23 protein-coding genes are annotated in these 26,927 nt (G+C 69.6%); 16 read left to right on the plus strand and 7 right to left on the minus strand.

Annotated features, from left to right (window positions below):
• The first annotated feature begins 119 nt into the window (after positions 1-119).
• From ACIBL3_RS36670 to ACIBL3_RS36685, 4 genes are read left to right on the plus strand one after another with little or no spacing between them, the layout of a single operon-like run.
• Positions 120-1,466: an ammonium transporter gene (locus ACIBL3_RS36670; protein WP_396358498.1), complete on the plus strand. Its 1,347-nt coding sequence runs from the start codon at positions 120-122 to the stop codon at positions 1,464-1,466.
• Complete coding sequence (locus tag ACIBL3_RS36675; protein WP_396358499.1) at positions 1,463-1,801, plus strand: P-II family nitrogen regulator; 339 nt, start codon at positions 1,463-1,465, stop codon at positions 1,799-1,801. The genes ACIBL3_RS36670 and ACIBL3_RS36675 overlap by 4 nt, the downstream gene beginning before the upstream one ends.
• Before the next feature lie 13 nt (positions 1,802-1,814).
• Positions 1,815-4,082 (plus strand): [protein-PII] uridylyltransferase, encoded by a 2,268-nt coding sequence (locus ACIBL3_RS36680; protein ID WP_396358500.1) that lies wholly within the window; start codon positions 1,815-1,817, stop codon positions 4,080-4,082.
• A 10-nt stretch (positions 4,083-4,092) separates the two neighbouring features.
• Complete coding sequence (locus tag ACIBL3_RS36685) at positions 4,093-5,139, plus strand: DUF2332 domain-containing protein (protein ID WP_396358501.1); 1,047 nt, start codon at positions 4,093-4,095, stop codon at positions 5,137-5,139.
• Here ACIBL3_RS36685 and ACIBL3_RS36690 read toward each other — a convergent pair.
• Positions 5,132-6,022, minus strand: coding sequence for an arginase family protein (locus tag ACIBL3_RS36690; RefSeq protein WP_396358502.1), 891 nt, complete (start codon positions 6,020-6,022; stop codon positions 5,132-5,134). The genes ACIBL3_RS36685 and ACIBL3_RS36690 overlap by 8 nt on opposite strands.
• Positions 6,023-6,146: 124 nt before the next feature.
• On the opposite strand from ACIBL3_RS36690, the gene ffh reads away from it, so the two are divergent.
• From ffh to ACIBL3_RS36730, 8 genes are all read left to right on the plus strand, one after another.
• Positions 6,147-7,718, plus strand: a complete 1,572-nt coding sequence (ffh, locus tag ACIBL3_RS36695) for a signal recognition particle protein (RefSeq protein WP_396358503.1) — start codon at positions 6,147-6,149, stop codon at positions 7,716-7,718.
• Positions 7,719-7,921: 203 nt separating this feature from the next.
• Positions 7,922-9,277 (plus strand): lytic transglycosylase domain-containing protein, encoded by a 1,356-nt coding sequence (locus ACIBL3_RS36700; protein WP_396358504.1) that lies wholly within the window; start codon positions 7,922-7,924, stop codon positions 9,275-9,277.
• A gap of 256 nt (positions 9,278-9,533) precedes the next feature.
• Positions 9,534-10,679, plus strand: coding sequence for a lytic transglycosylase domain-containing protein (locus tag ACIBL3_RS36705; RefSeq protein ID WP_396358505.1), 1,146 nt, complete (start codon positions 9,534-9,536; stop codon positions 10,677-10,679).
• A 24-nt stretch (positions 10,680-10,703) separates the two neighbouring features.
• Positions 10,704-11,792 carry an amidohydrolase family protein gene (locus tag ACIBL3_RS36710; protein WP_396358506.1) on the plus strand — a complete coding sequence of 363 codons (1,089 nt, stop codon included), beginning with the start codon at positions 10,704-10,706 and terminating at the stop codon, positions 11,790-11,792.
• 146 nt (positions 11,793-11,938) lie between these two features.
• The gene (locus tag ACIBL3_RS36715; RefSeq protein ID WP_396358508.1) at positions 11,939-13,276 is read left to right on the plus strand and encodes an N-acetylmuramoyl-L-alanine amidase; all 1,338 of its coding nucleotides are present in this window, start codon (positions 11,939-11,941) and stop codon (positions 13,274-13,276) included.
• A gap of 76 nt (positions 13,277-13,352) precedes the next feature.
• Positions 13,353-14,522, plus strand: coding sequence for a histidine kinase (locus ACIBL3_RS36720; RefSeq protein ID WP_396358509.1), 1,170 nt, complete (start codon positions 13,353-13,355; stop codon positions 14,520-14,522).
• Positions 14,510-15,148, plus strand: coding sequence for a LuxR C-terminal-related transcriptional regulator (locus ACIBL3_RS36725; protein WP_396358510.1), 639 nt, complete (start codon positions 14,510-14,512; stop codon positions 15,146-15,148). Before ACIBL3_RS36720 ends, ACIBL3_RS36725 begins: the two co-directional genes overlap by 13 nt.
• A gap of 86 nt (positions 15,149-15,234) precedes the next feature.
• Entirely contained in the window at positions 15,235-16,350 is a 1,116-nt protein-coding gene (locus ACIBL3_RS36730) for an alpha-lytic protease prodomain-containing protein (protein ID WP_396358511.1), read from the plus strand.
• A gap of 70 nt (positions 16,351-16,420) precedes the next feature.
• On the opposite strand, the gene ACIBL3_RS36735 is transcribed toward ACIBL3_RS36730, so the two are convergent.
• Positions 16,421-17,773 (minus strand): SPFH domain-containing protein, encoded by a 1,353-nt coding sequence (locus ACIBL3_RS36735; RefSeq protein WP_396358512.1) that lies wholly within the window; start codon positions 17,771-17,773, stop codon positions 16,421-16,423.
• Positions 17,774-17,798: 25 nt separating this feature from the next.
• Positions 17,799-17,993, minus strand: a complete 195-nt coding sequence (locus ACIBL3_RS36740; protein WP_337008445.1) for a hypothetical protein — start codon at positions 17,991-17,993, stop codon at positions 17,799-17,801.
• A gap of 126 nt (positions 17,994-18,119) precedes the next feature.
• Between ACIBL3_RS36740 and ACIBL3_RS36745 the strand changes: the two genes are divergently transcribed.
• Positions 18,120-18,500 carry a hypothetical protein gene (locus ACIBL3_RS36745; protein ID WP_396358513.1) on the plus strand — a complete coding sequence of 127 codons (381 nt, stop codon included), beginning with the start codon at positions 18,120-18,122 and terminating at the stop codon, positions 18,498-18,500.
• Between the two features lies 1 nt (position 18,501).
• Positions 18,502-20,706 carry a caspase domain-containing protein gene (locus ACIBL3_RS36750; protein ID WP_396358514.1) on the plus strand — a complete coding sequence of 735 codons (2,205 nt, stop codon included), beginning with the start codon at positions 18,502-18,504 and terminating at the stop codon, positions 20,704-20,706.
• Here the strand turns inward: ACIBL3_RS36750 and ACIBL3_RS36755 are convergent.
• Genes ACIBL3_RS36755 through ACIBL3_RS36770 form a run of 4 tightly spaced genes read right to left on the minus strand, consistent with a single transcriptional unit; the run spans position 20,672 to position 24,688 of the window.
• Complete coding sequence (locus tag ACIBL3_RS36755) at positions 20,672-21,496, minus strand: carbohydrate ABC transporter permease (protein ID WP_396358617.1); 825 nt, start codon at positions 21,494-21,496, stop codon at positions 20,672-20,674. The two genes, ACIBL3_RS36750 and ACIBL3_RS36755, sit on opposite strands and share 35 nt — an antisense overlap.
• A complete protein-coding gene (locus ACIBL3_RS36760) occupies positions 21,496-22,446 on the minus strand; it encodes a carbohydrate ABC transporter permease (RefSeq protein WP_396358515.1) in 951 nt (316 codons plus the stop codon). Before ACIBL3_RS36760 ends, ACIBL3_RS36755 begins: the two co-directional genes overlap by 1 nt.
• Positions 22,443-23,732: an ABC transporter substrate-binding protein gene (locus ACIBL3_RS36765; protein ID WP_396358516.1), complete on the minus strand. Its 1,290-nt coding sequence runs from the start codon at positions 23,730-23,732 to the stop codon at positions 22,443-22,445. The genes ACIBL3_RS36760 and ACIBL3_RS36765 overlap by 4 nt, the downstream gene beginning before the upstream one ends.
• 5 nt (positions 23,733-23,737) lie before the next feature.
• Complete coding sequence (locus ACIBL3_RS36770) at positions 23,738-24,688, minus strand: carbohydrate kinase family protein (RefSeq protein ID WP_396358517.1); 951 nt, start codon at positions 24,686-24,688, stop codon at positions 23,738-23,740.
• Positions 24,689-24,814: 126 nt separating this feature from the next.
• Here ACIBL3_RS36770 and ACIBL3_RS36775 point away from each other — a divergent pair, with 126 nt between their 5' ends.
• Both ACIBL3_RS36775 and ACIBL3_RS36780 read left to right on the plus strand, forming a co-directional pair.
• The gene (locus tag ACIBL3_RS36775) at positions 24,815-25,567 is read left to right on the plus strand and encodes a DeoR/GlpR family DNA-binding transcription regulator (RefSeq protein WP_396358518.1); all 753 of its coding nucleotides are present in this window, start codon (positions 24,815-24,817) and stop codon (positions 25,565-25,567) included.
• The gene (locus ACIBL3_RS36780; RefSeq protein WP_396358519.1) at positions 25,564-26,907 is read left to right on the plus strand and encodes a 6-phospho-beta-glucosidase; all 1,344 of its coding nucleotides are present in this window, start codon (positions 25,564-25,566) and stop codon (positions 26,905-26,907) included. Before ACIBL3_RS36775 ends, ACIBL3_RS36780 begins: the two co-directional genes overlap by 4 nt.
• Positions 26,908-26,927: the final 20 nt, after the last annotated feature.

A 26,927-nucleotide genomic window follows, 5' to 3' on the forward strand; every position in this document is an offset into this window, starting at 1 on the left:
ACCGATCGGCTGAAACGGCGCGCCGACACCGTTTGCGGTGTGGCCGTGCGCGGGCTCCCCGGCGAAGTGGAGTTCTTCCCGACTGAGGACGGCGGTCACCCCCCAGATCGATGGAAGGGATGACGTTGATGGAGATCAACGCCGGCGATACCGCCTGGGTCTTGGTCAGTGCCGCCCTGGTGATGCTGATGACACCGGGCCTGGCTTTCTTCTACGGCGGCATGGTGCGCGTCAAGAGCGTGCTGAACATGATGATGATGAGCGCCATCACCATCGCCGTCGTCACCGTGTTGTGGGTGCTGGTCGGCTACTCGCTGACGTTCGCCGGTGACACCGGGCACGTGATCGGAAACTTCTCCGAAGTCGGCCTGAAGGGCCTGCTGGCGCCGGAGGCGGTCAGCGGCACGATCCCGACGCTCGCGTTCGTGGCCTTCCAGCTGATGTTCGCGATCATCACCCCGGCGCTGATCTCGGGCGCCATCGCCGACCGCGCCACGTTCCGGGGCTGGATCGTGTTCGTCGTCGGCTGGACGACGCTGGTGTACTTCCCGGTCGCGCACTCGGTCTGGTTCCTCGACGAGGGCAACGGCGGCTGGATCGGCGACAAGCTGGGCGCGATCGACTTCGCCGGTGGTACGGCGGTGCACGTGAACGCCGGTGCGGCCGCGCTGGCCCTGGCGATCGTGCTGGGCAAGCGGATCGGCTGGCGCAAGGACCCGATGCGGCCGCACAGCCTGCCGCTGGTCGTGCTCGGCGCCGCGCTGCTGTGGTTCGGCTGGTTCGGCTTCAACGCCGGCTCGGCGCTGAGCGCCGGCACCACCGCCGCGATCACCTTCGTCAACACCCAGGTCGCCACCGCCGCCGCCGTCATCGGCTGGCTGATCGTGGAGCGGATCCGGCACGGCAAGGCCACCACGCTGGGCATGGCCTCCGGTGCGGTCGCCGGTCTGGTCGCGATCACCCCGGCGTGTGGCGCGCTCACCCCGGTCGGCTCGCTCATCCTCGGTGTCATCGCCGGTGGTATCTGTGCCTTCGCGGTCTCGCTGAAGTACAAGCTCGGCTTCGACGACTCGCTCGACGTGGTCGGCGTGCACCTGGTCGGCGGTCTGATCGGCTCGCTGGCGATCGGCTTCCTGGGTACGGCGGCGGCGCCGTCGGCCGTGGACGGCCTGTTCTACGGCGGCGGTGCCTCGCAGCTGGGCAAGCAGGCGCTGGCCAACGTGGTGGTCGCGCTGTACTCCTTCACGGTCGCCTTCCTGCTCGGCAAGATCATCGACAAGACGATCGGCTTCCGGGTCAAGGAGGACGACGAAGTCACCGGTGTCGACCAGGTCGAGCACGCGGAGACGGCGTACGACTTCCTCGGCGCGGCCGGGCTGCGCGGGCACTCCGCTGTCGCCCGCCCGCAGGCGAGCACCGAGAATGAGTCCACCGAGGCTTCCGAGAAGGAAGGTGCCAACGCATGAAGCTGATCAGCGCGGTGGTCAAGCCGCACAAGCTGGAGGACGTCCGGGCCGCCCTGGAGACGTTCGGCGTCACCGGCATGACGGTGACCGAGGCGAGCGGCTACGGCCGGCAGAAGGGCCACACCGAGGTCTACCGCGGCGCCGAGTACGAGGTGGACCTGGTCCCCAAGGTCCGGGTCGAGGTCGTCGTCGAGGACGGCGACAGCGCGGACGTGGTGGACGTGATCGTCAAGGCCGCGCAGACCGGCAAGATCGGCGACGGCAAGGTCTGGGTCACCCCGGTCGAGACGATCGTCCGGGTGCGCACCGGAGAGCTCGACGGCGATGCACTCTAGGGACGCGCTGTAGATGGTCGATCGAGCAGAACAGCGGCGCGTGCGTGCCGAGGAGGCCGACGCGCTGCTGTACCTGCTCCTCTCCAAGGCCTGTGACGCCCTCGGTGTGCCCACCGAGGGCGTCGCGCTGGTCGCCGTCGGCGGCTACGGCCGGGAGGAGCTGTCGCCGTACAGCGACCTCGATGTGATGCTCGTGCACGTCGAGGGGTACCCACGGGTGGACGAGCTGGCCGCACAGATCTGGTACCCGCTGTGGGACTCCCGGACGAAGCTGGACCACAGTGTCCGGACCGTCGAGGAGGCCCGCAAGGCGGCTGCCGACGACCTCCGGGTCGCCCTCGGCCTGCTGGATGCACGGCACGTCGCGGGGGACTCGCACCTCACACTGCAGCTGCGGTCCGTGCTGATGGCGGATTGGCGCCGTACGGCGAAGGAGCGGCTGCCTGCCTTGGCCGAGGCGTGCAAGGAGCGCGCGTCGACGGTCGGCGAGCTCGCACACCTCGCCGAGCCCGACCTCAAGGAGGCGTATGGCGGCCTGCGCGATGCCGTCGTACTGCGTGGCTTGGTGGCGTCGTGGTTGGTCGACGTACCGCATCCGGTGGTGGAGCGGGCGCGGCTGGACCTGCTGAACATCCGGGACGAGCTGCACACTGTTGCGGGGCGTTCGACCGACCGTCTGGTCGCTGACGTGGCCGGTGAGGTCGCCGCTGGGCTAGGTATGGCCGGTGGTCGCGACGAGCTGCTGCGGCACGTGTACTCGACCGGACGGACGCTTGCACACGTCTGCGACGTGTCCTGGCGGCGGATCGAGAGCCTGATGACCCGGCCACCGCGGTCGCGGCGTCGTCAGCGCACCGGAGGTCCGTTGCTGCTGGCACTCGACGAAGGAGTCGGCCAGCACGAGGGTGAAGTCGTACTGATGCCGGACGCCCGGCCCGAGCGTGACGCAGTGCTGGGGCTGCGCGCTGCTGCTGTGGCTGCCGACCGGGAGCTGGTCCTCTCACCTGCTGTCTGCGCACGCCTGGCCAATCGTGGTCTGGCGCTGCCAGAGCCGTGGCCTGGCGAGGCCCAGCGACTGCTGTGCGCTCTGCTGGGTGCGGGCAGCGGTCTGCTCGAGGTGTGGGAGGCGCTGGACCAGGCCGGCTACATCTCGCGGATCCTGCCCGAGTGGGACGCGGTGCGCTTCCGACCGCCGCAGTCGGCCATCCATCGGTTCACTGTCGACCGGCACCTGCTGGAGACCTGTGTCGAGGCCGCCAAGATGGTCCGCGATGTACGGCGGCCCGACCTGCTGCTCGTGTCCGCCTTGCTACACGACCTCGGCAAGGCAGTCGAGGGCGACCACAGCGTCACAGGCGCGGCGATCGCGGCGACCGTGGCCCGTCGGCTTGGTTTCGACCCGACGGACGCAGACACGATCACGCTGCTGGTCCGCCAGCACCTGATGCTCGCCCAAGTCGCCACCAGGCGGGACCTGGATGACCCGATGACCGTGGAGCTGGTGGCCGGGATCGTCCGCAACACGGAGACGCTGGACCTGCTCGAAGCACTCACGTACGCCGACGCGCGGGCTGCCGGGCCCGCTGCCGCTTCACCGTGGAGGATGCGGCTCGTCGGTGAGCTGTGCCGCCGGGTCCGGGGTGAGCTGTCCGGCGGTGGCGAGAGCATGTGGACCGAGGCGCCGCCGATCCCTGTGCCCACCCTGCACCAGGTCGTCGGTGTGGGGCGACTTGGCGTGACAGTGTCCGAGCATCTCGGTGACATGCGGGTCAATGTCGCCGTACCCGATCAGGTGGGCACGCTGTCGACGGTTGCGGCTGTGCTGGCTGTTGAGCGGCTCGCCGTACGGTCTGCGGTCATCACGTCGGTCGAGAGCCTGGGCATCTCGCAGTGGACCGTAGCCGGCTCGCCACCGGACCCAGTCCGGTTGCGTGACCGCCTTGGGGTGGCCCTGCGCGACCCCACTGACCTCGTACGGCGCCTGGCCGCGCGGGACTCCTCTGCCCTGAAGGCACGAGTGGCCAGCCGGGTGGATCTGTTGCCTGATGCATCGGAAACGGCCACTGTGCTGCAGGTGCGCGCCCACGACCGCCCGGGGCTGCTGTACGACGTCACGTCGGCGATCGCGTCCACTGGCGCTGACATCCGCTCTGCGCACGTGAGTACGCTCGGCGCCGAGTGTGTGGACGTCTTCTACCTCACCGACAGCCACGGCTCGCCGCTCGACGACGAAGACGCGCGCACGACGGCAAAGACGGTCCTGGATCGCCTGACCTTCTAGGGTCTGCTGTGTGCACGTTGTAGAGACGCTTCAGCGTCAGGCAGTCGCCTGTGAGGAACTCGGGTCCCCGATGTACGCCGAGCTGTGCCGGCTCCTCGTGGACGACTACGAGGTCGGTGGTGTGTCCACCGGCGTACTGGCCGGCTACGAGGACCGTCCGTTCGGTGACGCGATCGCACTGCGGTTGCTGGGCTCTGTGCACCGGCAGGTGCTGGCGGGGGTGCTGCCCGAGCTCGCTGCGTTCTATCCGAGCGTGGGCGGGTCGTGGGACCCGGTGCTCGGCTGGGAGGCGTTCGAGCAGGTGCTGCAGTCCCGGTCTGCCGAGCTGCGGTCGCTGCTGACCCAGCCGCCACAGACGAACGAGGTCGGCCGGGCTGCGGCGTTGTACGGCGGTCTGCTGCAGTTGGCCGCGGACGTGCCGCTGCCGGTGCGGCTGTTCGAGATCGGCGCGAGCGGCGGACTCAACCTGCGGGCGGATCACTTCCGGTACAACCTCGCGGACGGGACCGGATATGGCCCGGCCGAGAGCCCTGTGGTGTTCGACGGGGCGTGGTCGGGCCGGACGCTGAAGCCGGTGCCACTGCGGATCGCCGAGCGCGTGGGCAGCGACATCGCACCGGTGAACCCACTGACGGACGACGGTGCCCGCACGCTCACGTCGTACGTGTGGCCGGACATGCCAGTGCGGCTGGGCCGGCTGCGTGGCGCCTTGGCGATCGCCCGTGAGGTGCCGGCCGACGTACACCGGGAGGACGCGGTCTCGTTCGTGCGCGGGCTCGAGCTGTCGCGCGGCCACGTGACTGTGCTGTGGCATTCGATCATGTGGCAGTACCTGACCCGCTTCGACCGCGCCGCGGTGGAGTCACACCTGGCTGAGCTCGGCGCCCAAGCGGACGAGTCGTCCCCGCTGGCCCGGCTGCGGCTCGAACCACTCCAACGAACCCCAACCGGCGCCTTCGAGTTCCTGGTGGAGCTACAGCTGTGGCCAGGCGGCGTACGCCGAGTCCTGGGCCGAGCCGACCCGCACGGCCAGGGATTGGTCTGGGAACTCAGCTGAGGGCCGCCACCAGGGTGTCGGTCAATGCGGCCGCGTAGCTGCCGTCCGGGTCCAGGTCTGGGTCGAAGATGCCGATGTCGATGCCCACGCACTTCGGTGCCGAGAGCAACGGCTGGAGCAGCTCGACGAGTTGGGCGTGGTCGATGCCGCCCGGGTCCGGGCTGTCCACCGCCGGCATGATCGCCGCGTCGAGGATGTCGACGTCGAGGTGCACCCAGAAGCCGTCGAGCTCCTGCAGGTGCTCGAGCACTCCGGTCGCCGCCTTGCCCGGGTCCTCGGCGATCTTCAGCGCCGGCCAGACCGGGATCCCGGCCGCGCGGACGTCGTCGACGTACTCGTCGTCCCCCCGGATCCCGAGCAGCGCAGCGTCGGTGTCCCTCGTGTACGGCGCCAGTCCTTCGAGGTCGGTCAGATCGGCCTGGCCGCGGCCGGTGGTCAGTGCGAGTGCCTCACCGCCGGCGGCTCCGACGTACGGGGAGTTGTCGATCGTCCGGAAGTCCGAGTGGCCGTCGAGGTAGACGACGCCGTACCGGCCGCGTCGCTTCAGCGCCAGCGCCGGCCCGAGCAGGATGCTGCACTCACCGCCGAGCAAGACCACGAACCGGTCCTCGTCGAACAGCTTCGTCAGCCGGTCCGCCAATTTGACCGTGTACGACGCCATCGCCGCGGCATTGAACACGCCGTCGCCCGGCTTCCACCCCGCCCGGTCGTACCGCGGCGGCGTCACGCACCCCGCGTCGGCAGCCCCGATCCGTTGCACGAACCCCTGGTCCCGAATCGCCCCCGCCAGCTTGTAACACCCCGGCACCGTCCCCTCCACCGGTGGCCGCAACCCCAGGTTGGACGGCCCGTCCAGCACGACCCGGCTCCGACTCACAGTCATCCCCTAACCGTTGGATCAACATCTACCGGTTAGATCGTGAAGGTCCGGCGGACACCCTGTCAATCACCGTCGGTAGACTCGGTGAGGTTGTACCTGGGTTGTCTCTGGAGAAACGGACTGTTTCGTGTTCGATACGCTTTCCGATCGGTTGTCGGCCACCTTCAAGAACCTGCGCGGTAAGGGCAAGCTGACCGATGCGGATATCGACGCGACCACGCGGGAGATCCGGATCGCGCTGCTGGAGGCCGACGTCGCGCTGCCGGTGGTGAAGGAGTTCATCGCCGCGGTCCGGGATCGGGCCGGCGGGGCCGAGGTGCGCGGCGGGCTGAACCCGGCGCAGCAGGTGATCAAGATCGTCAACGAGGAACTGGTCACCATCCTCGGCGGCGAGACCCGCGAGCTGCGGATGGCGAAGCGCCCGCCGACGGTGATCATGCTGGCCGGTCTGCAAGGCGCCGGTAAGACCACCCTGGCCGGGAAGCTGGCCAAGTGGCTGAAGGAGACCAAGCACCAGACGCCGATGCTGGTCGCGGCCGACCTGCAGCGGCCGAACGCCGTGACGCAGCTCCAGGTGGTCGGTGAGCGGGCCGGTGTGCCGGTGTTCGCGCCCGAGCCCGGCAACGGCGTCGGCGACCCGGTGGACGTCGCCCGCAAGGCGATGGACGAGGCCCGCACCAAGCAGCACAGCGTGGTGATCGTCGACACGGCCGGCCGGCTGGGTGTCGACGAGGAGCTGATGAAGCAGGCCGCCGACATCCGCGACGCGGTCACGCCGGACGAGATCCTGTTCGTGGTCGACGCGATGATCGGCCAGGACGCGGTCACCACCGCCCAGGCCTTCCTGGACGGGGTCGGCTTCGACGGCGTCGTGCTGGCCAAGCTGGACGGTGACGCCCGCGGTGGCGCCGCGCTGTCGATCGCGCAGGTCACCGGCCGCCAGGTGATGTTCGCCTCGAACGGCGAGAAGCTCGAGGACTTCGACGTCTTCCACCCCGAGCGGATGGCCTCGCGCATCCTCGGGATGGGCGACATCATGACCCTGATCGAGCAGGCCGAGCGCACCTTCGACGCCGAGCAGGCCGCCAAGACCGCCGCCAAGCTGCAGAAGAAGGGCGGCAAGGACTTCACCCTGGACGACTTCCTCGCCCAGATGCAGTCGGTGCGCAAGATGGGCCCGCTGACCAAGATCTTCGGCATGCTGCCCGGCGCGTCGCAGTTCAAGGACCAGCTGGAGAACTTCGACGAGCGCGAGATCGACCGGATCGAGGCGGTCATCCACTCGATGACGCCGGCCGAGCGGGCCGACCCGAACATCATCAACGGCTCCCGCCGGGCCCGGATCGCGAAGGGCTCCGGGACCGAGGTCGCGACCGTCAGCGGGCTGGTCGAGCGGTTCTTCGAGGCCCGCAAGATGATGAACGCGATGGCGACCGGCAAGGGCCTGCCGGGGATGCCGGGCATGCCCGGGATGCCGGGGATGGGCGGTGGCGGTGGCGGCGCCCGGAAGGCCAAGCAGCAGGCCAAGAAGGGCAAGAAGCGCGGCTCCGGGAACCCGGCCAAGCGGGCCAACCAGGGCAACCCGCAGCCGTCCGCGCCGCAGCCGGGCCAGTTGCCGGCCGCGTTCGGCGGCGGCCAGAACGGCGGCGACTTCGAGCTGCCGGACGACCTGAAGAAGATGCTCGGCGGCGGACAGTAGGTGAATCTTGCCCACCGTCCACCCATCGCGCTGGTGGACGGTGACGGCCTACGGTAGGTGATGTGCGGCGCGTGGGGCGACCGGCACTTGGTCACTGCGTGAAGTGGCGCACCGTTACCGGTTGTCCGCGACCCTGTGACGGCTAAGATCGTGCCTACGCCCGATGCACCACACGTACTGCGAAGACGTCGAAGGACGGTCGGATGAGGCAGCAGTTCAAGAACCTGGACACGTGGCGGGGCAAGTTGACCGCTACCTGGGTCATCTTGGCTCCGCCCACCGCGATGGTCGCCGTGTTCGTGGCCGGCGGTGTCACCTCGAACACGTTCATCGTCGACGCGCACGCGCTGGCCCAGCCGCGCCAGGACGCCCAGTTCGACGAGCTCGCCGAGAACCTGCCGACCCAGCCGGGCGCCGACGGCAGCCTGCCGACCCAGGCGAAGTCGCAGATCCAGGTCCCGGTGACCGGTGCGGTCGACGGCCCGGTGCAGCCGATCCAGGGCATCACCGGCAACCCGTCGGGTATCCCGGGCACCGTCTTGGCGGCGTACCAGAAGGCGGCCAACGAGATCGCCGTGGCGATGCCCGGCTGCAAGCTCACCTGGCCGCTGCTGGCCGGCATCGGCAAGGTCGAGTCCGCGCACGCCAGCGGCGGGCGGGTCGAGCCCAACGGCAACACCCGCGGCAAGATCCTCGGCCCGGTCCTCGACGGCGGCCCCGGCATGGCCGCGATCACCGACACCGACCAGGGCCAGTACGACGGGAACACCTCGTGGGACCGCGCGGTCGGGCCGATGCAGTTCATCCCGGGCACCTGGAAGGTATACGGCGCGGACGGCAACGGTGACGGGGTCAAGGACCCGCACAACGTGTTCGACGCGGCCCGGGCGGCCGGCGACTACCTGTGCTCGGGCGGGGCGAACCTGTCCGACCCGCAGGGCCTGGTGCAGGCGGTGCTGCGCTACAACCACTCGATGGACTACGTGTCCACGGTGCTGCGCTGGATGCAGTCCTACGCCAACCAGACCGTGACGATCCCGGACACCGAGGGTGTGATCACCCCGCCCGTCGACGACAACGGCAACGTGGACAGTTCGAACGACCCGACCCGGACCGAGACGACCACGACGCCTCCGACCACACCGACGCCCGCGGTGACCCCGACGACGGCGCAGCCGAGCACGCCGGTCCCGACCACGGCGCAGCCGACCTCCAAGCCGCCGACGACGACGAACCCGCCGATGACGGCCAGTCCGAAGCCGTCGCCGACGCCGACGAACACCCAGGGCACGCCGACGGAGACGCCGACGACCACGACGCCCACCCCGACGCCGACGCCCACCCCCACGCCCACCCCCACGCCCACCCCCACGCCGACGCCCACCCCCACGCCGACGCCCACCCCCACGCCGACCCCCACGCCGACGCCGACGCCGGACCCGACCTGCACGCCGACGCCGACCGCCACTCCGACCCCGGAGCCGTGCGCGACCACGACCCCGCAGGGCGACCCGACGTCCGAGTCCACCCCGGATCAGGCGTCGCAGTCCGGTAGCTAGGGGTTTCGACCCGGGGTAGCCGGGGAGATTACCTGCGGTCCCAGCGGCGTCGAGGCCCGGATTTCACGCTCGGCGCACCCCGTCGTGGTGCCCGTTTTCGGGGTGTTGGCGGGTCAGGTAACTTTGCGTCGTCTTGAGGTAACTTTCTGGCGTATGGATCGTTGAGCCGACTATGCGCCTAACCCGTAGTGGTAACCGTCGGGTCAAAATCATCATCGCTTCACTGTGCACAGCCCCGCTCCTGGTCGGGGCCATCGTGACAGTCGCCTCGGGCGGGGCCGGTGCCTCCGGTCAGCTCGCGGCGGACAGCCCGGTTGCTCCATCGCCTGGAGCCGGGCTGAACAGCGGTGAGTTCGACGAACTGACGATGATCGTCCCGCAGCGTCCCGGAGTGGACGGCCGGCTTGGGTCCGACCAGCCTGCCCGCGCCGACGTGCCCGTGCAGGGTGCGACCGACGGGCGGTCCGTGGTCCGGCCGGGACGACCCGATGCCGTCAACGGCATCCCGCGCGGGGTATTCCCCGCCTACCGCCGCGCCACCGCGAACCTCGCCGTGGTCCGGCCGAACTGTGGGCTCACCTGGCCGTTGCTGGCCGGGATCGGCAAGGTCGAGTCCGACCACGCCAGCGGCGGCCGGGTCGACGTGGCCGGCACCACACGCGGCAAGATCCTCGGCCCGGTGCTGAACGGGCGCCGCGGCAACGGCCGGATCACCGACTCCGACGAGGGCCGGTACGACGGCGACCTGACCTGGGACCGTGCGGTCGGCCCGATGCAGATCATCCCGCAGGTGTGGACCACCTTCGGCGCCGACGGCAACGGTGATGGCTTCCGCAACCCGAACAACGTGTACGACGCGGTCACCACCGTCGCGGTGTACCTGTGCTCGGAGGGCGACGACCTGAAGCGGCCGCGGGACCTGGTCGCGGCCCTGCTGCGCTACCAGCACTCCAAGGACTTCGTCGCGACTGTGCTGCGGTGGATGCGGGTCTACAGCAAGAACGCGGTGCTGATCCCGAACGAGAAGGGCAGCCTCTCGGTCCCGAAGGCGACCGGCAACGCCGAGCGCAAGGTGGACCCGCGCGAGGTGCCGGACGTTTCGGACGACTCCAAGCCGACCACGAGCACGTCCGCCACGCCGACGACGAAGCCGACCGCACCCGAGACGACCGACGAGCCCTCGGTGCCGGACCCGGCGGACACGCCGACCAAGTCGCCGACGCACAAGCCGACGAAGCCGACGCCGAGCCCGACGCCGACTCCGACGCCGACCCCGACCCCGACGCCGACCCCCACTCCGACGCCGACGCCGACCCCGACGGACACGCCGACCAGCTCGCCGTGCTCGTCGACCGAGCCGACCACCCCCACCTGCACGCCGGGCGGCGGCTCGCACGGCTGACACCCGGCCGGTTAACGTCGCGGTATGACGCAAACCGGCGTACTCAGGCTCGTCGGCACGGTGTTGCCGGCCGGCGAGCGGCAGGAGGTCCATCTCAGCGGTGGGCAGGTCGTGGACCGGCCCACCGCTGCCGATGTCAGCACCGTGCACACCGGCGGGTGGATCGTGCCCGGCCTGGTCGACGCGCACTGCCATATCGGGCTGGACCAGCACGGCGCCGTCGACCGGGAGACTCAGGAGGAGCAGGCGATCGCCGACCGGGCGGCCGGTGCGCTGCTGGTCCGGGACGCGGGATCGGCCGCGGACACCCGCTGGATCGACGACCGCGCGGACCTGCCGAAGATCATCCGGGCCGGCCGGCACATCGCCCGCTCGAAGCGCTACATCCGCAACTACGGCTGGGAGATCGAGCCGGAGGAGCTGGTCGCGTACGTCGAGCAGGAGGCGCGACGTGGTGACGGCTGGGTCAAACTGGTCGGTGACTGGATCGACCGCGACGCCGGCGACCTGACGCCGAGCTGGCCCGCCGAGGCGTTGAACGCCGCGATCGCCCGCGCCCACGAGCTGGGCGCCCGGGTCACCGCCCACGTCTTCGGTGAGCACGCCCTGCCGGATCTGCTTGCCGCCGGCATCGACTGCCTCGAGCACGGCACCGGTCTGCTCCCGGACATGCTCGACCGGATGGCCGAGCACGGGGTCGCGGTCGTCCCGACCCTGATCCAGCTCGAGAACTTCCCGCAGTACGCCGACGCGGCCGCCGCGAAGTTCCCGGTGTACTCGGCCCACATGCGCGACCTGTACGAGCGCCGCCTGGAGCGACTCCGGGACGCTTACGAGGCCGGCGTACCCGTGTATGCCGGGACCGACGCGGGTGGTGTGCTCGGGCACGGCCTGGTGGCGCAGGAGATCCAGGCGCTGACCTCGATCGGCCTGTCGGGGGAACAGGCGCTGGCGGCCGGGTCGTGGGCAGCCCGCGAGTGGCTGGGTGCCCCGAGCAACCTTCAGCCGGGCGACCCGGCCGACCTGGTGGTGTACGACGAGGATCCGCGCGCGAACCCCGCCGTACTGAGTCACCCGCGGCTGATCGTGTTGCGTGGCAGGGTGGTGACTTGACCGCAAAATGTTTCCCGAACCACTGGTCGGAGCGGAAGATCTTGGCCTAGCGTGAACTTCCGGGACCGCCGACGCCCCTCGGCGGACCGAATCAGGAAGGAACCGCCATGGGTCCAACATTTCTTCCTCTGGCCGCCCGAGTACCCGTGTCCAGATTCTCCGCACTCCTCGCCACCGCAGCCGCCGGCGCGCTGGCCCTGGGTGCCGTGCCGAGCAACGCCGCCGAACCGGCCGAACCGGTCAAGAGCGAGCTCGCCACCGCGTTCGAGACCGCTGCCGCCAAGTACGACGTACCGCGTGAAGTCCTGGTCGGCGTCGGGTACGCCGAGTCGCATCTCGACGGCCACAACGGTCTGCCCAGCCAGGCCAACGGTTACGGCGTGATGCACCTGGTCAGCAACAACGAGAACCCGACGATGTCCGAGGCGAGCAAGCTCACCGGACTGCCGGTCGAGAAGCTGGCCAAGGACACCGCGTCCAACATCCTCGGCGCTGCCGCGGTCCTCGACGCCTACGCCGATGCCGCGGGGCTGGCCGACCGGTCGAACCTCGGCAAGTGGTACGAGGTCGTCGCGAAGTACTCGCACTCCGCCGACGGGCCGACCGCGCGGCTCTACACCGACGAGGTCTACAAGATCATCGGCCAGGGCGTGCACGCCGCCGGCGTGAGCACCGCGCCGAAGGCCGTCACCCCGGACCGGGGCGCCTACGCGAAGGTCGCCCCGCTCGGCACCCGGACACCGGCGTCAGTCGCGGCCGCCGACTACCCGGGCGCGATCTGGAACCCGGCCAGCACCAGCAACTACCGGGTCGGCCGGACCGCGGCCATCTCGACGATCGTGATCCATGTCACCCAGGGCTCGTACTCCGGCACGATCAGCTGGTTCAAGAACCCGTCGTCGCAGGTGAGCGCGCACTACGTGGTCCGGTCCAGTGACGGGCAGATCACCCAGATGGTGGCCGAGAAGGACACCGCCTGGCACGTCCGCAGCGCGAACCCTTACTCGATCGGCATCGAGCACGAGGGCTGGGTCGACCAGCCGTCCTGGTTCACCGACGCGATGTACCGGGCGTCGGCAGCGCTGACCAAGAACATCGCCGACCGGCGGGGCATCCCGAAGGACCGGGTCCACATCAAGGGCCACAACGAGATGCCGGACAACGACCACACCGACCCAGGGCCGCACTGGAACTGGAACTACTACATGCAGCTGGTGAACGACGGCAACCCGCCGCAGTACAACTTCACCACCTACGGCGCCGGGGTCCGGGTCCGCTCGGCGCCGAGGCTGTCCGCGTCCATCGTCACCACGCTGCCCGGCCCGACCCAGGTGTTCGTCGAGTGCCAGGTCAAGGGCGACCCGGTCACCGCCGAGGGCACCACCAACGACTGGTGGGCCAAGCTCCGTGACCAGGGCGGCTACATGACCAACATCTACATCGACCACCCCGACCCGAAGCTCCCCGGCGTCCCCGAGTGCTGAGGATCCCGCTGACACCCTGGTAAAAGGTAGAGCCTGCTGTACCGACCCAGGCCGGGAGGTGCCGGAGGATTGAGGCATGTTGACCACGATCCTGTCGCGCGGCCTCCCGGCCTCTGGGTATTTGGCGCTCCGCTTCCTGACGGGCCTGGGGGTCCTGGTCGCGATGCCGCTGGGCCTGGTCTTGTCCTGGCTTCCAGCTGTGCGGGCGGGCCTGGTCCGGCTGGCGAACGTCGAGCGGTCCCAAGCGTCCAGATACCTCGGCTTACCGGTTGCGCCCGGCAGCATGTCGTTCAAGCGCAGCCTGTGGCTGCTGTGGATGCCGCTCGTCGCGGTGCCCGAGCTGTTCGTGGCAGTCATCGCAGTTGTCGGTGCACCGGCCGCGCTCGCCGGCATGGTGCTGTGGAAGCTTGACCCAGGCAACTTCAGCCTGATGGGCCTCGACGTCGACAGCTGGCTCGAGGCGTTGACTCTTGGCCCACTGCAGATCCTGGTCGCGCTAGGAGTGCTGGGCTGGGGAGCGCCCGCACTGGCGCATCGCCACGCTCGAGCAGTACGCAACATGCTCGCACCCAGTGAAGCTGAGCAACTGACGTTGCGAGTGGAGGAGCTCACCAAGAGCCGGGCAGGCGCGGTCGACTCTCATGGCGCCGAGTTGCGGCGCATCGAACGCGACCTGCACGACGGCACGCAGGCACAGCTGGTGTCGCTGGCCATGCGTATCGGCGTTGCCAAGCAGATGATGGCCAACGACCCGGAGAAGGCCGCCAAGCTGCTCGACGATGCTCGTGACGGTGCAGAGCAGGCCATGAATGAGCTACGCGGCGTACTGCGGACCATGTACCCGCCGATCCTCGCCGACCGCGGCCTGGCCGGGGCCGTGTCCGCACTCTGCGCCCGCTGCCCACTGCCCGTGGAGCTGAGGCTCGGTGAGCTCGGCGACGTACCGGCTGCAGTAGAGGCGGCTGCCTACTTCGTCGTCGCGGAGTCGCTCACCAACGTCACCAAGCATTCCGCCGCCGGGCATGTCGACGTACTGATGGAACGGCGTGGCACGGAGCTCTACCTGGCGGTCACGGACGACGGGATCGGTGGCGCGCGGATCGGTGAGCAGGCTGACCTGCTGGGCCGGGGGAGTGGCCTGCATGGCATGCTCCACCGCGTGGAGGCAATCGACGGACGGCTGGAGCTGCAGAGCCCGATCGGTGGGCCAACCACGGTCGAGGTGATGCTGCCGTGCGGGTCGTGATCCTGGAGGACAACCCGATCCTGGCCGAGGGCCTCGGCCTTCTGCTCGGGAATTCCGGCTTCGAGGTCGCCGCCGTGGCCCGGGACGCGGACGAGTTCGCCAAGGTGATGGCCGACGACGCCCCGGACATCGCGATCGTCGACGTACGGCTGCCGCCCACCTTCACCGACGAAGGCCTGCGCGCCGCCATCGAGGCCCGCCGGATCCGCCCGGGTCTTCCGGTGCTGGTCTTCTCGCAGTACGTCGAAGAGGTGTACGCCGCCGAGCTGCTGGCCGCCGGTAGTGAAGGCGTCGGCTACCTGCTCAAGGACCGGGTCTCCCGCGTGGACGAGTTCCTGGAAGCGGTACGGCGAGTGGCCGCCGGAGGGACCGTGCTCGACCCGGAAGTGGTCAGCCAGCTGATGGTGAAGCGCAGCAGCCCGCTGGACCGGCTGACCCCACGAGAGCGCGAGGTGCTCGCGCTGATGGCCGAAGGCCTGGGCAACACGGCGATCGCGGAGAAGCTGGTGATCTCCGAAGGCGCTGTGCACAAACACGTGGGCAATGTCTTCCTCAAACTCGACCTGCCCCCGACCGACTCCGGACACCGCCGCGTGCTGGCCGTCCTCGCGCATCTCGGCCTCTGACCCTTGACGAGCTGTGCTCAGTAGGACACTCTCAGGTGCGAGAGCGCTCTCACGCACCGATCCGCCCCTAGGTGAGGAGAGTCCGGATGAAGGTCCTACTAGCTGCCGTGCTCGTGGTGAGCGCGGTGACCGTTCCCAGCCAGGCTGTTGCGGCCGAGCCGCTCGCAGTGCCCGGGCAGGCAACTGCCATGCAACGAGACTTCGGTCTGACCGAAGCGCAGGTCCAGCAGCGGCTGGCGGCCGAGACGTCGGCGGCCAAGCTGTTGCCCGCGGCCCAGAAAGCCGCCGGCGCCCACTACGGCGGCGCCTGGTACGACGAGAACACCAAGAAGCTCGTGATCGGCCTGACCCAGCAGACACATGCGGTTGCTGTGCAGGCCACCGGTGCGCGCACGGTCGTCGTACCGGTGACAGCCGCCGCGCTCGACCGCCGCAAGGCCGCTGTCGACAAGCTGGCAGGCAAGGCGGTGCCGGATGCGGTCAGCGGTTGGGCCGCCGACCCGCGGACGGGGACCGTCGTCGTCAACGTGCAGTCAGGTAAGCGCTCCGCGGCCGTGGACGCCTTCGTGGCGCGGGTTGCCCGGGCGGGTGCGGTGACGGTTCGGGAGGTGGCTGCCCAGGCACCGCGGACGTACGCAGCCGGCACGGTCGGCGGTGACCCGTACTACGTCAGCAACATCCGCTGCTCGATCGGGTTCTCCGTGCACGGCGGGTTCGTCACCGCCGGCCACTGTGGTCGCAGCGGCACGGTCCGCGGCTGGGACGGCTCGGACATCGGAACCTTCCGCGGTTGGTCGTTCCCGGGCAACGACTACGGCTGGGTCTCGGTCGGCAACGGCTGGTGGACCGTGCCGGTGGTGCTCGGCTGGGGACAGACGAGCGACAAGCTGGTGCGCGGCTCCTGGGAGGCGCCGATCGGCTCGTCGGTGTGCCGCAGCGGGTCGACCACCCACTGGCACTGCGGCCAGATCCTGGCCAAGAACGAGACAGTCAACTACGGCAACGGCCAGCTGTTCTACGGTGCGACAAAGACCAGCGTCTGCGCCGAGGGCGGTGACTCCGGTGGCTCGTACATCACCGGTGACCAGGCCCAGGGCGTCACGTCGGGTGGCTGGGGCAACTGCAGCAGCGGCGGCGAGACCTGGTTCCAGCCGGTCAACGAGATCCTCTCGGCCTACGGCCTCACCTTGCACACCGCCTGACAAAGCACACAGCCTGAAAAGGGCTGCGGCTCCCCTTGGCGTTGCAAGGGGAGCCGCAGCGAGGTGTTCGTCAGGCCGGCTCGCTCGGCACCGGCTCCAGCGTCGGCTTGTCGCCGTTCTTCGTGACCGCGAGCGAGTCGATCATCTGCTTGGCCAGCGCGAAACCGGAACCACCCATCGTGATGGCCTTCACCAGGGTGTCCTCGATGCCCTGGGCACCGTTCAGGACGACCATGTTGCCGACCTTCTCGAACGAGGTGGCCGCCGCGGCGACGATCTCCGGGTACGCCTCGGCCAGCTGCTGGGCCACGACCGCGTCGGTGTTGGTGGCCAGCGCCTCGGCCCGGGCCTTGATACCGGCCGCCTCGGCCATCGCCTTGGCCTGCACCGCGGCCGCCTCGGCCTTACCGGTCAGCTCGGTCGCCTTCGCCTCGGCCTCACCGCGCAGCGCGACCTCACGGGCCTGCGCCTCGGCGGCGGCGATCTGCGCGTCCCGGGCGGCCTGGGCCAGCGTGCGCTGCCGGTACGCCTCGGCGTCGGCCGGCTTCAGCACCGTCGACTCCAGCTGCTTCTCGGCCAGCGACGCGTTCAGCTTCGCGGTCTCGGTCTCGGCGACCACGACCTCCTGGCGGGCCAGCGCCTCGGCCAACGGGCCGGACTGGGACGCCTTGGAGTTCGCCTGGTCCACCTCGGCCTGGTAACCGGCCTGGGCGATCGAGCTCTGCCGGACCGCGGCCGCCTTGGCCGCCGCGGCGACCTGCTCGCGCTCGGTCGCCTCCCGGTCCCGCTCGGCCTGCGCGATCCGGGCGGCCGCCTCGACCGCCGCGGCCTGCGGGCGGCCCAGGTTCTTGATGTAGCCGGACTCGTCGTCGATCTCCTGGATCTGGAGCGAGTCGACCACCAGGCCGAGCTTCTCCATGTCCCCGGCCAGCGAGCCGCGGATGTTCGTGGTCAGCGTCTCCCGGTCGTGCAGCATCTCCTCGACCGTGGTGGAGCCGACGATCGCCCGCAGGTGACCGGCGAACAGCTCGTGGATCGTGCTCATCACCTGCTCGTCGCTCTGCTCCAGGAACCGCCGGGCCGCGTTCGCGATCGAACCGTAGTCGTCACCGACCTTGTACGCCGTGACGCCCTTGATGTGCAGCGGGATGCCCTGGCTGGACACACACGTCACGGTCAGCGGCGTGGCGCGGATGTCCAGCGGCAATCGCCGTACGGTCTGGAAACCGGGCAGCACCGCGGTGCCGCGGCCGACCACGATCTTGAACCCGAGCGTCTCGTTCACCTGGTCCTGGCTGGAGTGCGCGCCGAGACCGGAGATGATCAGCGCCTCGTTCGGTTCGGCCACCCGCCAGACCATCCGGAACAGGATGAGCAGGACCAGCAGCGCGACCGCGCCGATGATCAGGTACGTCCAGAGCATTTCCCCTCCAAGGGAACAGAATGTTTCAGAAGGCGCGAGCGACGTAGACCGTGCGGGGCGGGTCGAACTCGACCACCACCACCTGGGTGCCCACCTCGATCACTTCGTCGGTTGCCGGGTAAGCGTAGAAGGCCTCGGTGGCACCCCGGACCGGCAGCATCACCTCGCCGACGGTTCCCGGTGCGATCCGGCCGATCACGCGTCCCCGCTTCCCCACCATGACGCCCCTCCGACGCAACTCAGCCAGCTTCAGTTCCGGGAAGCTTAGTGCCATCACCGGTTGTGGCCGTGACGGTACAGGCGCATGGTTGAGATGCCGGCCTGGGGGTGTTGGGGGAGAGGGCTGATGGGCGCAGAGGTTCGGGTGGGAGTTGTCGAGGAGGGGTCCGATGACGCGCGGCTCGAGGAGCTGGCTTTGCTGCTGCGGCAGGAGTTGCTGGCTCTCGACGTCCGCGCGGTCGAGCCCTTGCACGAAGGTGAGGCTCCCGAGGGGTCGCGGGCCGGCCTGGCCGCCATCGCCGGGGTGCTGAGCGTGACGCTCCAGCCCGGGCTGCAGGTGCTCGGCTCGGTCGTTGCCGTGGTGCGCGACTGGCTGCGCAGGTCCGGCAGCGGACGGACGGTGAAGGTCACGATCGACGGCGACACGATCGAGCTGAGCGGTGCCAGCGACGCGGTCCAGCAACAGTTGGTCGACGCCTGGGTCCGCAAGCACGCAGCGGCGGCGTGAGATGGACGGCGCGCGCGTCGCCCTGGTGATCGCGAACGACCAGTACGACGACCCTGGCCTGCGTCGCCTGGTCGCGCCGGCCCAGGACGCGGCCGCGTTGGCCGAGGTTCTCGCGGATCCGTCGGTCGGCGGCTTCGAGGTGGAGGTACTGCGCAACGCGGCGGCCCAGGAGATCAGGTTCGCCGTCGAGGACTTCTTCGCCGACCGGGCGCCCGAGGACCTGCTGATGCTGCACTTCTCCTGCCACGGTCTGAAGAACGCGGCGGGCGAACTGTTCCTGGCGGTCGCGGACACCAAGCCGACCCGGTTGGCGTCGACCGCCGTGGCCGCGGACTTCGTGAACCGGCAGATGGCCGACAGCCGCGCGCAACGGATCGCCCTGTTCCTGGATTGTTGCTACGGCGGCGCGTTCCCGCGCGGCATGGTGGTCCGGGCGGCCGGTGAGGCGCAGGTGCGGGACGCGTTCGCCGGCCAGGAGGAGGTGGGTGGCGGACGTGGGCGCGTTGTCGTGACCGCCTCCAGTGCGATGGAGTACGCCTTCGAGGGTGGGCAGCTCGCGACGGATGCGTCCGCGCCGTCGGTGTTCACGAGTGCTGTGGTCGACGGGCTGACCACGGGCGAGGCGGATCGCGACGGCGACGGCTGGGTCGGGCTCACCGAGCTGGTCGGCTACGTGACCGACCGGGTCCACCGGATCACCCCGAACCAGAACCCGCAGATGTGGACGTTCGGCTCCCAGGGGGAGCTGCTGATCGCGCGCAGCCGGGTCCGCCGGATCACTCCGGCCCAGCTCGCACCGGAACTGGTGCAGGCGATGGAGAGTCCGTTGCCGGCGGCAAGGTACGGCGTGGTCGACTACCTGCGCGAGCGGTTGCTCGGCGACGACCTGAGTCAGGCGTACGCCGCCTGGCAGGCGCTGGAGCCGATGGTGAACGACGACAGCCGCCGGGTCGGCCTGGCTGCCGCGGAGGCGCGCGAAGTGGGCGTGCCACGGGTGACCCCTGCCGCCATCGACCTCGACGCTTCGGGGGATGGCGAACTGCGGCTGGAAGGTCCGCCGATCGCGTTGGCCGCGGTCGCGTCGTCGACCGCCGACTGGCTCCGGGTCGAGCAGGACGGAGAGATCATCCGGCTGCACGCCGACGCAGGCCAGACCGGCGAAGCCTCGGTGGTCGTCACCGGCCCGACCGGAGAGCTGGCGATCCCAGTCCGCGTGACCACGCCAGTCGCCGCCACCCCACCGGCCCCTGTCCCCACTCCGGCGCCTGTTCCCACGCCGGAGCCTGTCTCCGCGCCGGTCGCTCAGACCACGCCGGACACTCTCACCATGCCGGACACCGAGTCCGAGCCCCCACCGCCGCCACCGGAACCGGAGCCCGGGCCCCCGCAACCACAGCCCCAGCCCGAGCCGCCACACCGGGAGCCCCCGTCCGGACAGGTGCCCTGGTGGCTGATCGCCGTACTGGTCGTCGGCGCTGCCGTCCTCGTCTACGTGAACTGGCCGGGCGAGACCGAGTCCCGCAAGCTCTGGTACGACGAGGCCAACACCGGCTGGTACGTGTACCGGAGCTCAGGGGATCCGGTGATCCTGTCGTCGGTCGCGGCCCTGCTCGCCGGACTCGTCGCCCGCTGGGCCGGCCCCGTTGCCCTCGGCATCGTGGCGGGGTGCGTCGCTTCGCTGCTCGGCGATGCTCTGCTGATCCTGGTCGGCGGGATCGCGTCCGAGGAGAGCGTCAAGTTGTTCGGGGCCTGGACCGACGAGACCACCGCGTGGCTGCTGACGGGGGCGATCACCGCCGCGATGGCCGCCGTACTGCTGAAGGTGCTGTGGCCTGGCACCTGGCCGCTCTGGCCGGTCCGACTCGTGCCCGCGGTGCTGGCTGTTGCCGGCGGCATCCTTTGGCTGGTCAGCTCGCTGATCCGGCACCCGGACGGCATCTCCTTCTTCACCGTCACCAGGCTCGCCGCGGTGGAGCCGTTCATCGCGGCCGCCCTGGTCTGGCTCGCGCTGGCCGCGACCCAGGCCCGGGCCCGGATCTGGCTCAGCGCGGCCGCGGCGACGTACGCGCTGATCGGCATGGTCGCGGTGATCCCCGCCCTGACCGAGGGCGACTCGCTGCCGGTCTTCCTGACCGCGGAGCTCGGCAGCGTGCTGCTCCTCGCCGCCCTGGTCAGCCGCGGATTGCGCCTTCCGTCGCGCCCTTGATGAACTGCCTCGCGAAGATCCCGAACACGATCACCAGCGGCACCATCGCCATCAGCGCGCCGGTCATCACCATGCTGTAGTCGACGCCGTGGCTGCGGTTCAGCGTGGACAGCGCCACCTGCAAGGTGAGGTGGTCGGGGTTGGTGAGCACGATCAGCGGCCACATGTAGTCGTTCCAGGACGCCACGAAGGTGAAGATGCCGAGGAACGCCAGTGCCGGTCGGGCCGACGGAAGTGCGACATGCCAGTACGTCCGGAGGAATCCGCAACCGTCCAGCGTCGCGGCCTCGACCAACTCGTCGTGGATCGAGTTCTGGAAGTACTGCCGCATCCAGAAGATGCCGAACGCGTTCGCCGCGCCGGGGATGATGAGCGCCTTGAGCGACCCGACCCAACCGAGCAGCGCCATCGTCTGGAACTGCGGTACGGCGGCCAGTTGCGCCGGCAGCAACATCGTCGCCAGCAGGATCACGAACAACGCGTTCCGCCCCGGGAACCGGAACTTGGCGAACGTGAAGGCGGCCAGCGAGTCGAAGAACAGCACCAGCAGCGTGGTCGCGACCGCCACGAACGCGGTGTTGGCCATCGACTGGAAGAACGCCACGTTCTCCAGCACCGCCCGGACGTTGTCGTCGAACTGCGAGCCGAAGGTGAACTTCGGCGGGAACCGGTAGATGTCCGCGGTGCTGTTCGACGCCATGATGATCGTCCACGCGAACGGGAACATGAACACCAGCAGGGCCACGACCAGGACGGCGTGCAGCGCGATGCCGCGCAGCCGGTAGCGCATCATTTCGCCTCACTCCTGCCGCGGAAGATCCGCCAGTTGATGGCCGTGAACAGCAGCACGAGCATGAAGATGCTGAGCGCGATCGCGGCGGCGTACCCGTAGTCGTTGTCCAGGAACGCGGCGCGGTAGAAGAACAGCACGACCGTCATCCCGCTCTGCCCGGTGCCGCCGCTGTTGCCGACCATCACCTGCGGCTCGGTGAACGTCTGCAGGCCGCCGATGGTCGAGATGACCACGGTGAACAGTACGACGGGACGCAGTTGCGGCAGCGTGATCGAGAAGAACGTCCGGACCGGTCCGGCGCCGTCGACCTTGGCCGCCTCGTACTGGTCCTTCGGGATCGCCTGCAGGCCGGCCAGGTAGATCAGCGTGTTGTAGCCGACCCACTGCCACACGATCATCGTCGAGATCGCGATCTTGATGCCCCACGGCTGGCCGAGCCAGTCCTGCTCGGGGATGCCGAGCGAGCGCAGTCCGGCGTTCACCAGGCCGAAGTTGGTGCTGAACACCGAGCCGAAGAAGATCGCCATCGCCACCAGCGAGGTGACGTTCGGGATGAAGTACGCGATCCGGTAGACGTTGGTGAACCGGATCGCGGACTGCAGCATCACCGCGAGCACCAGCGCGATCGCCAACGTCGGGATCGTCGACATGAAGAACAGCACCACGGTGTTCTTCAGCGACAGCCAGAACGTCGGGTCCTCGACCAGGAACCGGAAGTTGTCCAGCCCGGTGAACCGGCGGGCACTCAGGCCGTCCCAGCGCTGGAAGGCCAGCACGATCGTGGACAGCATCGGGTACAGCCCGAACACCGCGAACAGCAGGTAGAACGGTGACAGCGCCAGGTACAAGCGCCAGTACGACCAGACCGGCCGGCCGCGCCGCGGACCGGGGGAGGGCCCGGTCCGCGATTCGGCCGACGCGGTCGGCACAGTCGTCGTACTCGTCACTGCACTCCCTGTCGCTTGGCGATCGCCTTGGCCTTCGAGACCGCGGAGGCCCAGGCGGCGTCTGAGGTCTTGGCGCCGGACTGCACGGTCTTCAGCTCGTCCTTGAACGGCTGCGCGACCGCGCCGTCGGCCGGCGCCTCGTAGGCGACCGGGATGGCCTTGGCCGCCGGGCCGAACACGTCGATCGGCACCTGGCCGCCGAAGAACGGGTCCGCGACCTTCAGTTGCGGCTTGTCGTAGGCGGCCGGCGTGGCCGGGAAGATCTGCGCGTCGGCGAACGCCTTGGCCTGGTTGTCCGGGTTGAGCATGTACTTGATCACCTCGAACGCCTTGGCCGGGTCGGCCGCGTTCTTGGTGATGGTCAGGAACGAGCCGCCGAAGTTCGCCGGGCCGCTCGGGGTCGGCGCCAGCCGCCACTTGCCGACACTGGACTTGACCGCGGACTTGATGTCCAGCGCCACCCAGGCGGCGCCGACGTGCGCCGGGACCGTGCCCTGGTCGAGGCCGGCGTTCCAGTCCGGCGAACCGCTGGCGGTCTTGCCGTCGATCTTCAGGGTCATCGCCTTCACCACGGTGTCCCAGGCCTTGCGGATGTGGTCCTGGTCGCCGATGAAGGTGTTGTCCTTGGAGATGTAGCGCTCGGTGCCCTGGCCAACCACGATGTCGTACAGGTCGGTGGCGTCCCAGACGATCAGCGCCTTCGGGTTCGACTTCTTCAGCTCGACGCCCGCGGCGAAGAAGTCGTCCCAGGTCTTCAGCTCCTCGGCCACCTTGGCCGGGTCGCTCGGCAGACCGCCCTTGGCCCACACGTCCTCGCGGTAGAACAGCGCGGTCGGGCCGATGTCGATCGGCAGACCGATCACCTTGCCGTCCAGCGTGGTGGCCTGCTTCACCTTCCACTCGACGTAGTCGCCCAGGATCGAGTCCGCGCCGACCGTCTTCAGGTCCACGAACCGGTCCGCCTGCGGCAGCATCGAGGCGATGTCCTCGCCCTTGAGGCCGGTGATGTCCGGGATCGACGTACCGCCGTTGAAGGTGGTGATCAGCTTCTGCTTGAAGTCGCCGCCGATCTCGGAGTACTTGATCTTCGGGTCCGGGAAGTGCGCGATCGTGTCGTCCAGCACCGACTTGCCGAGGCCACCGGGCCAGCACCACAGCGTCAGCTCGGTGGCTGGGTTCGTCTTGGTCGTCGTACCCGCGTCCATCCCGGACGAGCAGCCGACGACCGTTCCGCCGAGCACGGCTGCGAAGCCCCCAGCGAGCAGCGTCCGACGTGAGAGCTCCATGGTTCTTACCTTCCTGAGTGGGCGCTGATCAGCGCTTGGAGGTGGTGGTTCTCGGGGTGGGCGGCCTGCCACGCGACCAGGTCGTCCCAGCGGGGCGCCGCGTCGGCGCCGCCGAGCCGGGTCACCGAGAGCGCGGCAACGAGTGCGGCGAAGCGGACCCGCTGCGCCAGCGGCAGGTCCCACAGGGTGGCGGCGATGAAGCCGGCGGCGAACACGTCACCCGCCCCGGTGGTGTCCGCCGCCTGCACTGGGTACGCCGGTACGACGACGCGCTCACCGGTGGCGGCGTCGAGCGCCAACGCACCGTCGGCGCCGTTCGACACGACGACTAGCGGGACAAACTCGGCCAGCCGGTCGAGGGCTTGCTCGGGGCCGTCCGTCCGGGTGTAGTTCATCGCCTCATCGGCGTTCGGCAGGAACACGTCGCAGTGCTCCAGTTGGTCGAGCACGCGCGGGTCCCACTGCTCCGACGGGTCCCAGCCGACATCGGCGAACACCACGCAGCCAGCCGCCTTCGCCTTCGCCAGCCACTCGTTCGGCCAGGGGCCGATGTGGGCGGCGACGGCTCGGGCGACCGGCGGCGCAGTGATCAGCTCGTCGGCCGACAGCAGGGGAGGGGTGCCCCGGGTGACCAAAGCCCTGTCGTTGTCATAGGCAAGGGCCACCGTCAGCGGGGTCTGCCAGCCGGCGAGCTTGCGGGAGAGAGTCAGATCGATGCCTTCACCGGCGGCGAGCCGGTCCCAGAGCCGGTCGCCGAGGTCGTCCGCGCCGAACGCCGCGGCCAGGCCGGTGCGCAGCCCGAGCCGGGACAGCGCGACGGCGAAGTTCGCGATGCCGCCCGGGCTCTCGAGCGAGTCGGTGGCCCAGACCTCGGTGCCGGGGCGGGGCGCAGTGGGCAGGCCGAGCACCAGGTCCTGGAAGACCAGGCCGGACACCACGACGTCCAGCTCCACCATGTCCCGCCACACTCCTGCACCGTCGATCAAACTCGTGCATGAATCTTGTGACGGTTGCTCAGGATGCGCAATACCTGGTCACAGGTTTGACTGAAAATGACGGAGTTTGCGTGATACGGTCTCCCTGTGTTGCCAAAGCAGCGGCAGGATCAGATCGTGCGTGCGCTCCGGGCCGATGGTGCCGGGGGCGTGAAGGTGCTGGCCGAGCGGCTCGGCGTGAGTGAGGCGACGATTCGCCGGGACCTGGAGGCGCTGCACGCCGAAGGCCGGCTGACCCGGGTGTACGGCGGTGCGCTCGCCGTCGACGGTGGAGACGAGCCGTTCGCGGACGTGAACGCCGTACATGCCGAGGAGAAGGACCGGATCGCGCGGCAGGCTGCCGAGCTGGTGAACGACGGTGAGTCGGTGCTGCTCGACATCGGGACGACTGCACTGCGGGTCGCGCAGCACTTGCATGGCCGCTCGCTGACGGTCGTGACGAGCAACCTCGCCGTACTGGAGGAGTTGCAGAACGACGAGCAGATCGAGCTGATCGTGCTCGGCGGGTTCGTCCGGCGGAGTTACCGCTCGCTGGTGGGGTATCTGACCGAGGAGAGCCTGCGGCAGATCCACGTGGACTGGCTGTTCCTCGGCACCAGCGGGGTCCGGCCCGACGGGCGGGTGATGGACAGCACGATGATCGAGGTCCCGGTGAAGCGGGCGATGATCCGCGCCGCCGACCGCGTGGTGCTGCTGGCGGACGCGACGAAGTTCCCCGGCCACGGTGTCGCGCGGGTCTGCGAACCGGGTGAGTTGAGCATGGTCGTGACGGAGTCCGGCGCCGACGAGGCGACCCGGGCGCAACTGACGGAAGCAGGCGTGCAGGTGGTGTTGGCGTGAGACTGACCATCCTCGGCGGCGGTGGGTTCCGGGTGCCGCTCGTGTACCAGGCGTTGCTCGGCGACCGCGGCGACGGCCGGATCACGTCGGTGGTGCTGTACGACACCGACCGGACCCGGCTGTCGTCGATCGGGGCGGTGCTGCGGCAGCAGGCTGCCCCGGTCCCGGACGCTCCGGCGGTGACCGAGACGACCGACCTGGACGAGGCACTGCGCGGCACGGACTTCGTGTTCTCCGCGATCCGCGTGGGTGGGCTCGAGGGCCGGACCGTCGACGAACGGGTCGCGCTCGATCTCGGTGTCCTGGGCCAGGAGACGGTCGGCGCCGGCGGGATCGCCTACGGGCTGCGCACGTTGCCGGTCGCGGCGGGGATCGCGCAGCGGATCGCGGCGCTGGCGCCGGAGGCGTGGGTCATCAACTTCACCAACCCGGCGGGCATGGTGACCGAGGCGATGATCCCGTACCTGGGTGACCGGGTGATCGGGATCTGTGACTCACCGTCCGGTCTGGGACGGCGGGCTGCGCTGGCGCTCGGCGTGGATCCGTCGACGGCCTTCTACGACTACGCGGGCCTGAACCACCTGGGGTGGTTGCGCGGGCTGCGGTCCGGTGGCGTCGACCGGCTGCCGGCGCTGCTGGAGTCGGGGGAGGCGCTGGCGTCCTTCGAGGAGGGCCGGCTGTTCGGGGCGGACTGGCTGCGGTCGCTTGGGTCGATCCCCAACGAGTACCTGCATTACTACTACTTCGCGCGCGAGACGCTGGCCGCCGTACAGGCTGTGCGGCAGACGCGGGGGACCTTCCTGCTGGAGCAGCAGTCCGCGTTCTACGCCGAGACGGCTCGGCATCCAGAGCAGGCGCTGGAGCTGTGGCAGAAGACCCGGGCCGAGCGCGAGTCGACGTACATGGTGGAGAGCCGTGAGGTCGCGGACGCGGGGGAGCGCGACGAGCGGGACATGGCGGCAGGTGGCTACGAGCAGGTGGCGCTGTCGCTGATGCGCGCGATCGCGCACAACGAGCGGGCGTCGCTGATCCTGAACGTGCGCAACCGGGGCGTACTGCGACACCTGGACGACGACGCGGTCGTCGAGATCCCCTGCACGGTCGACGCGAACGGCGCCCTGCCGGTCACTGTGTCCCAGCTCACGGACCACCAAGCCGGTCTGGTCTGCTCGGTCAAGGCGGTCGAGCGCGCCACGATCGAGGCAGCGGCGTCCGGCTCCCGCGACACCGCCCTGCGAGCCTTCGCCTGGCACCCGCTGATCGACTCGGTCACGGCCGCGGGGAAGCTGCTCGACGCGTATGCTCGACAGCTACCCGAGCTGGCCCCCTTCCGGGGCTGACCTCGGGTTGGTCGGTTTCG

Source organism: Kribbella sp. NPDC050124, assembly GCF_044460355.1.
Classification (GTDB): domain Bacteria; phylum Actinomycetota; class Actinomycetes; order Propionibacteriales; family Kribbellaceae; genus Kribbella.

Excerpts from the sequence above, each read along its gene's own strand:
- ACIBL3_RS36670 (WP_396358498.1), top strand. The coding sequence starts at position 120 with ATGACGTTGATGGAGATCAACGCCGGCGATACCGCCTGGGTCTTGGTC.
- ACIBL3_RS36675 (WP_396358499.1), top strand. The coding sequence starts at position 1,463 with ATGAAGCTGATCAGCGCGGTGGTCAAGCCGCACAAGCTGGAGGACGTC.
- ACIBL3_RS36680 (WP_396358500.1), top strand. The coding sequence starts at position 1,815 with ATGGTCGATCGAGCAGAACAGCGGCGCGTGCGTGCCGAGGAGGCCGAC.
- ACIBL3_RS36690 (WP_396358502.1), bottom strand. The coding sequence starts at position 6,022 with ATGACTGTGAGTCGGAGCCGGGTCGTGCTGGACGGGCCGTCCAACCTG.
- ACIBL3_RS36700 (WP_396358504.1), top strand. The coding sequence starts at position 7,922 with ATGAGGCAGCAGTTCAAGAACCTGGACACGTGGCGGGGCAAGTTGACC.
- ACIBL3_RS36710 (WP_396358506.1), top strand. The coding sequence starts at position 10,704 with ATGACGCAAACCGGCGTACTCAGGCTCGTCGGCACGGTGTTGCCGGCC.
- ACIBL3_RS36720 (WP_396358509.1), top strand. The coding sequence starts at position 13,353 with ATGTTGACCACGATCCTGTCGCGCGGCCTCCCGGCCTCTGGGTATTTG.
- ACIBL3_RS36730 (WP_396358511.1), top strand. The coding sequence starts at position 15,235 with ATGAAGGTCCTACTAGCTGCCGTGCTCGTGGTGAGCGCGGTGACCGTT.
- ACIBL3_RS36735 (WP_396358512.1), bottom strand. The coding sequence starts at position 17,773 with ATGCTCTGGACGTACCTGATCATCGGCGCGGTCGCGCTGCTGGTCCTG.
- ACIBL3_RS36740 (WP_337008445.1), bottom strand. The coding sequence starts at position 17,993 with ATGGTGGGGAAGCGGGGACGCGTGATCGGCCGGATCGCACCGGGAACC.
- ACIBL3_RS36745 (WP_396358513.1), top strand. The coding sequence starts at position 18,120 with ATGGGCGCAGAGGTTCGGGTGGGAGTTGTCGAGGAGGGGTCCGATGAC.
- ACIBL3_RS36750 (WP_396358514.1), top strand. The coding sequence starts at position 18,502 with ATGGACGGCGCGCGCGTCGCCCTGGTGATCGCGAACGACCAGTACGAC.
- ACIBL3_RS36755 (WP_396358617.1), bottom strand. The coding sequence starts at position 21,496 with ATGCGCTACCGGCTGCGCGGCATCGCGCTGCACGCCGTCCTGGTCGTG.
- ACIBL3_RS36765 (WP_396358516.1), bottom strand. The coding sequence starts at position 23,732 with ATGGAGCTCTCACGTCGGACGCTGCTCGCTGGGGGCTTCGCAGCCGTG.
- ACIBL3_RS36770 (WP_396358517.1), bottom strand. The coding sequence starts at position 24,688 with ATGGTGGAGCTGGACGTCGTGGTGTCCGGCCTGGTCTTCCAGGACCTG.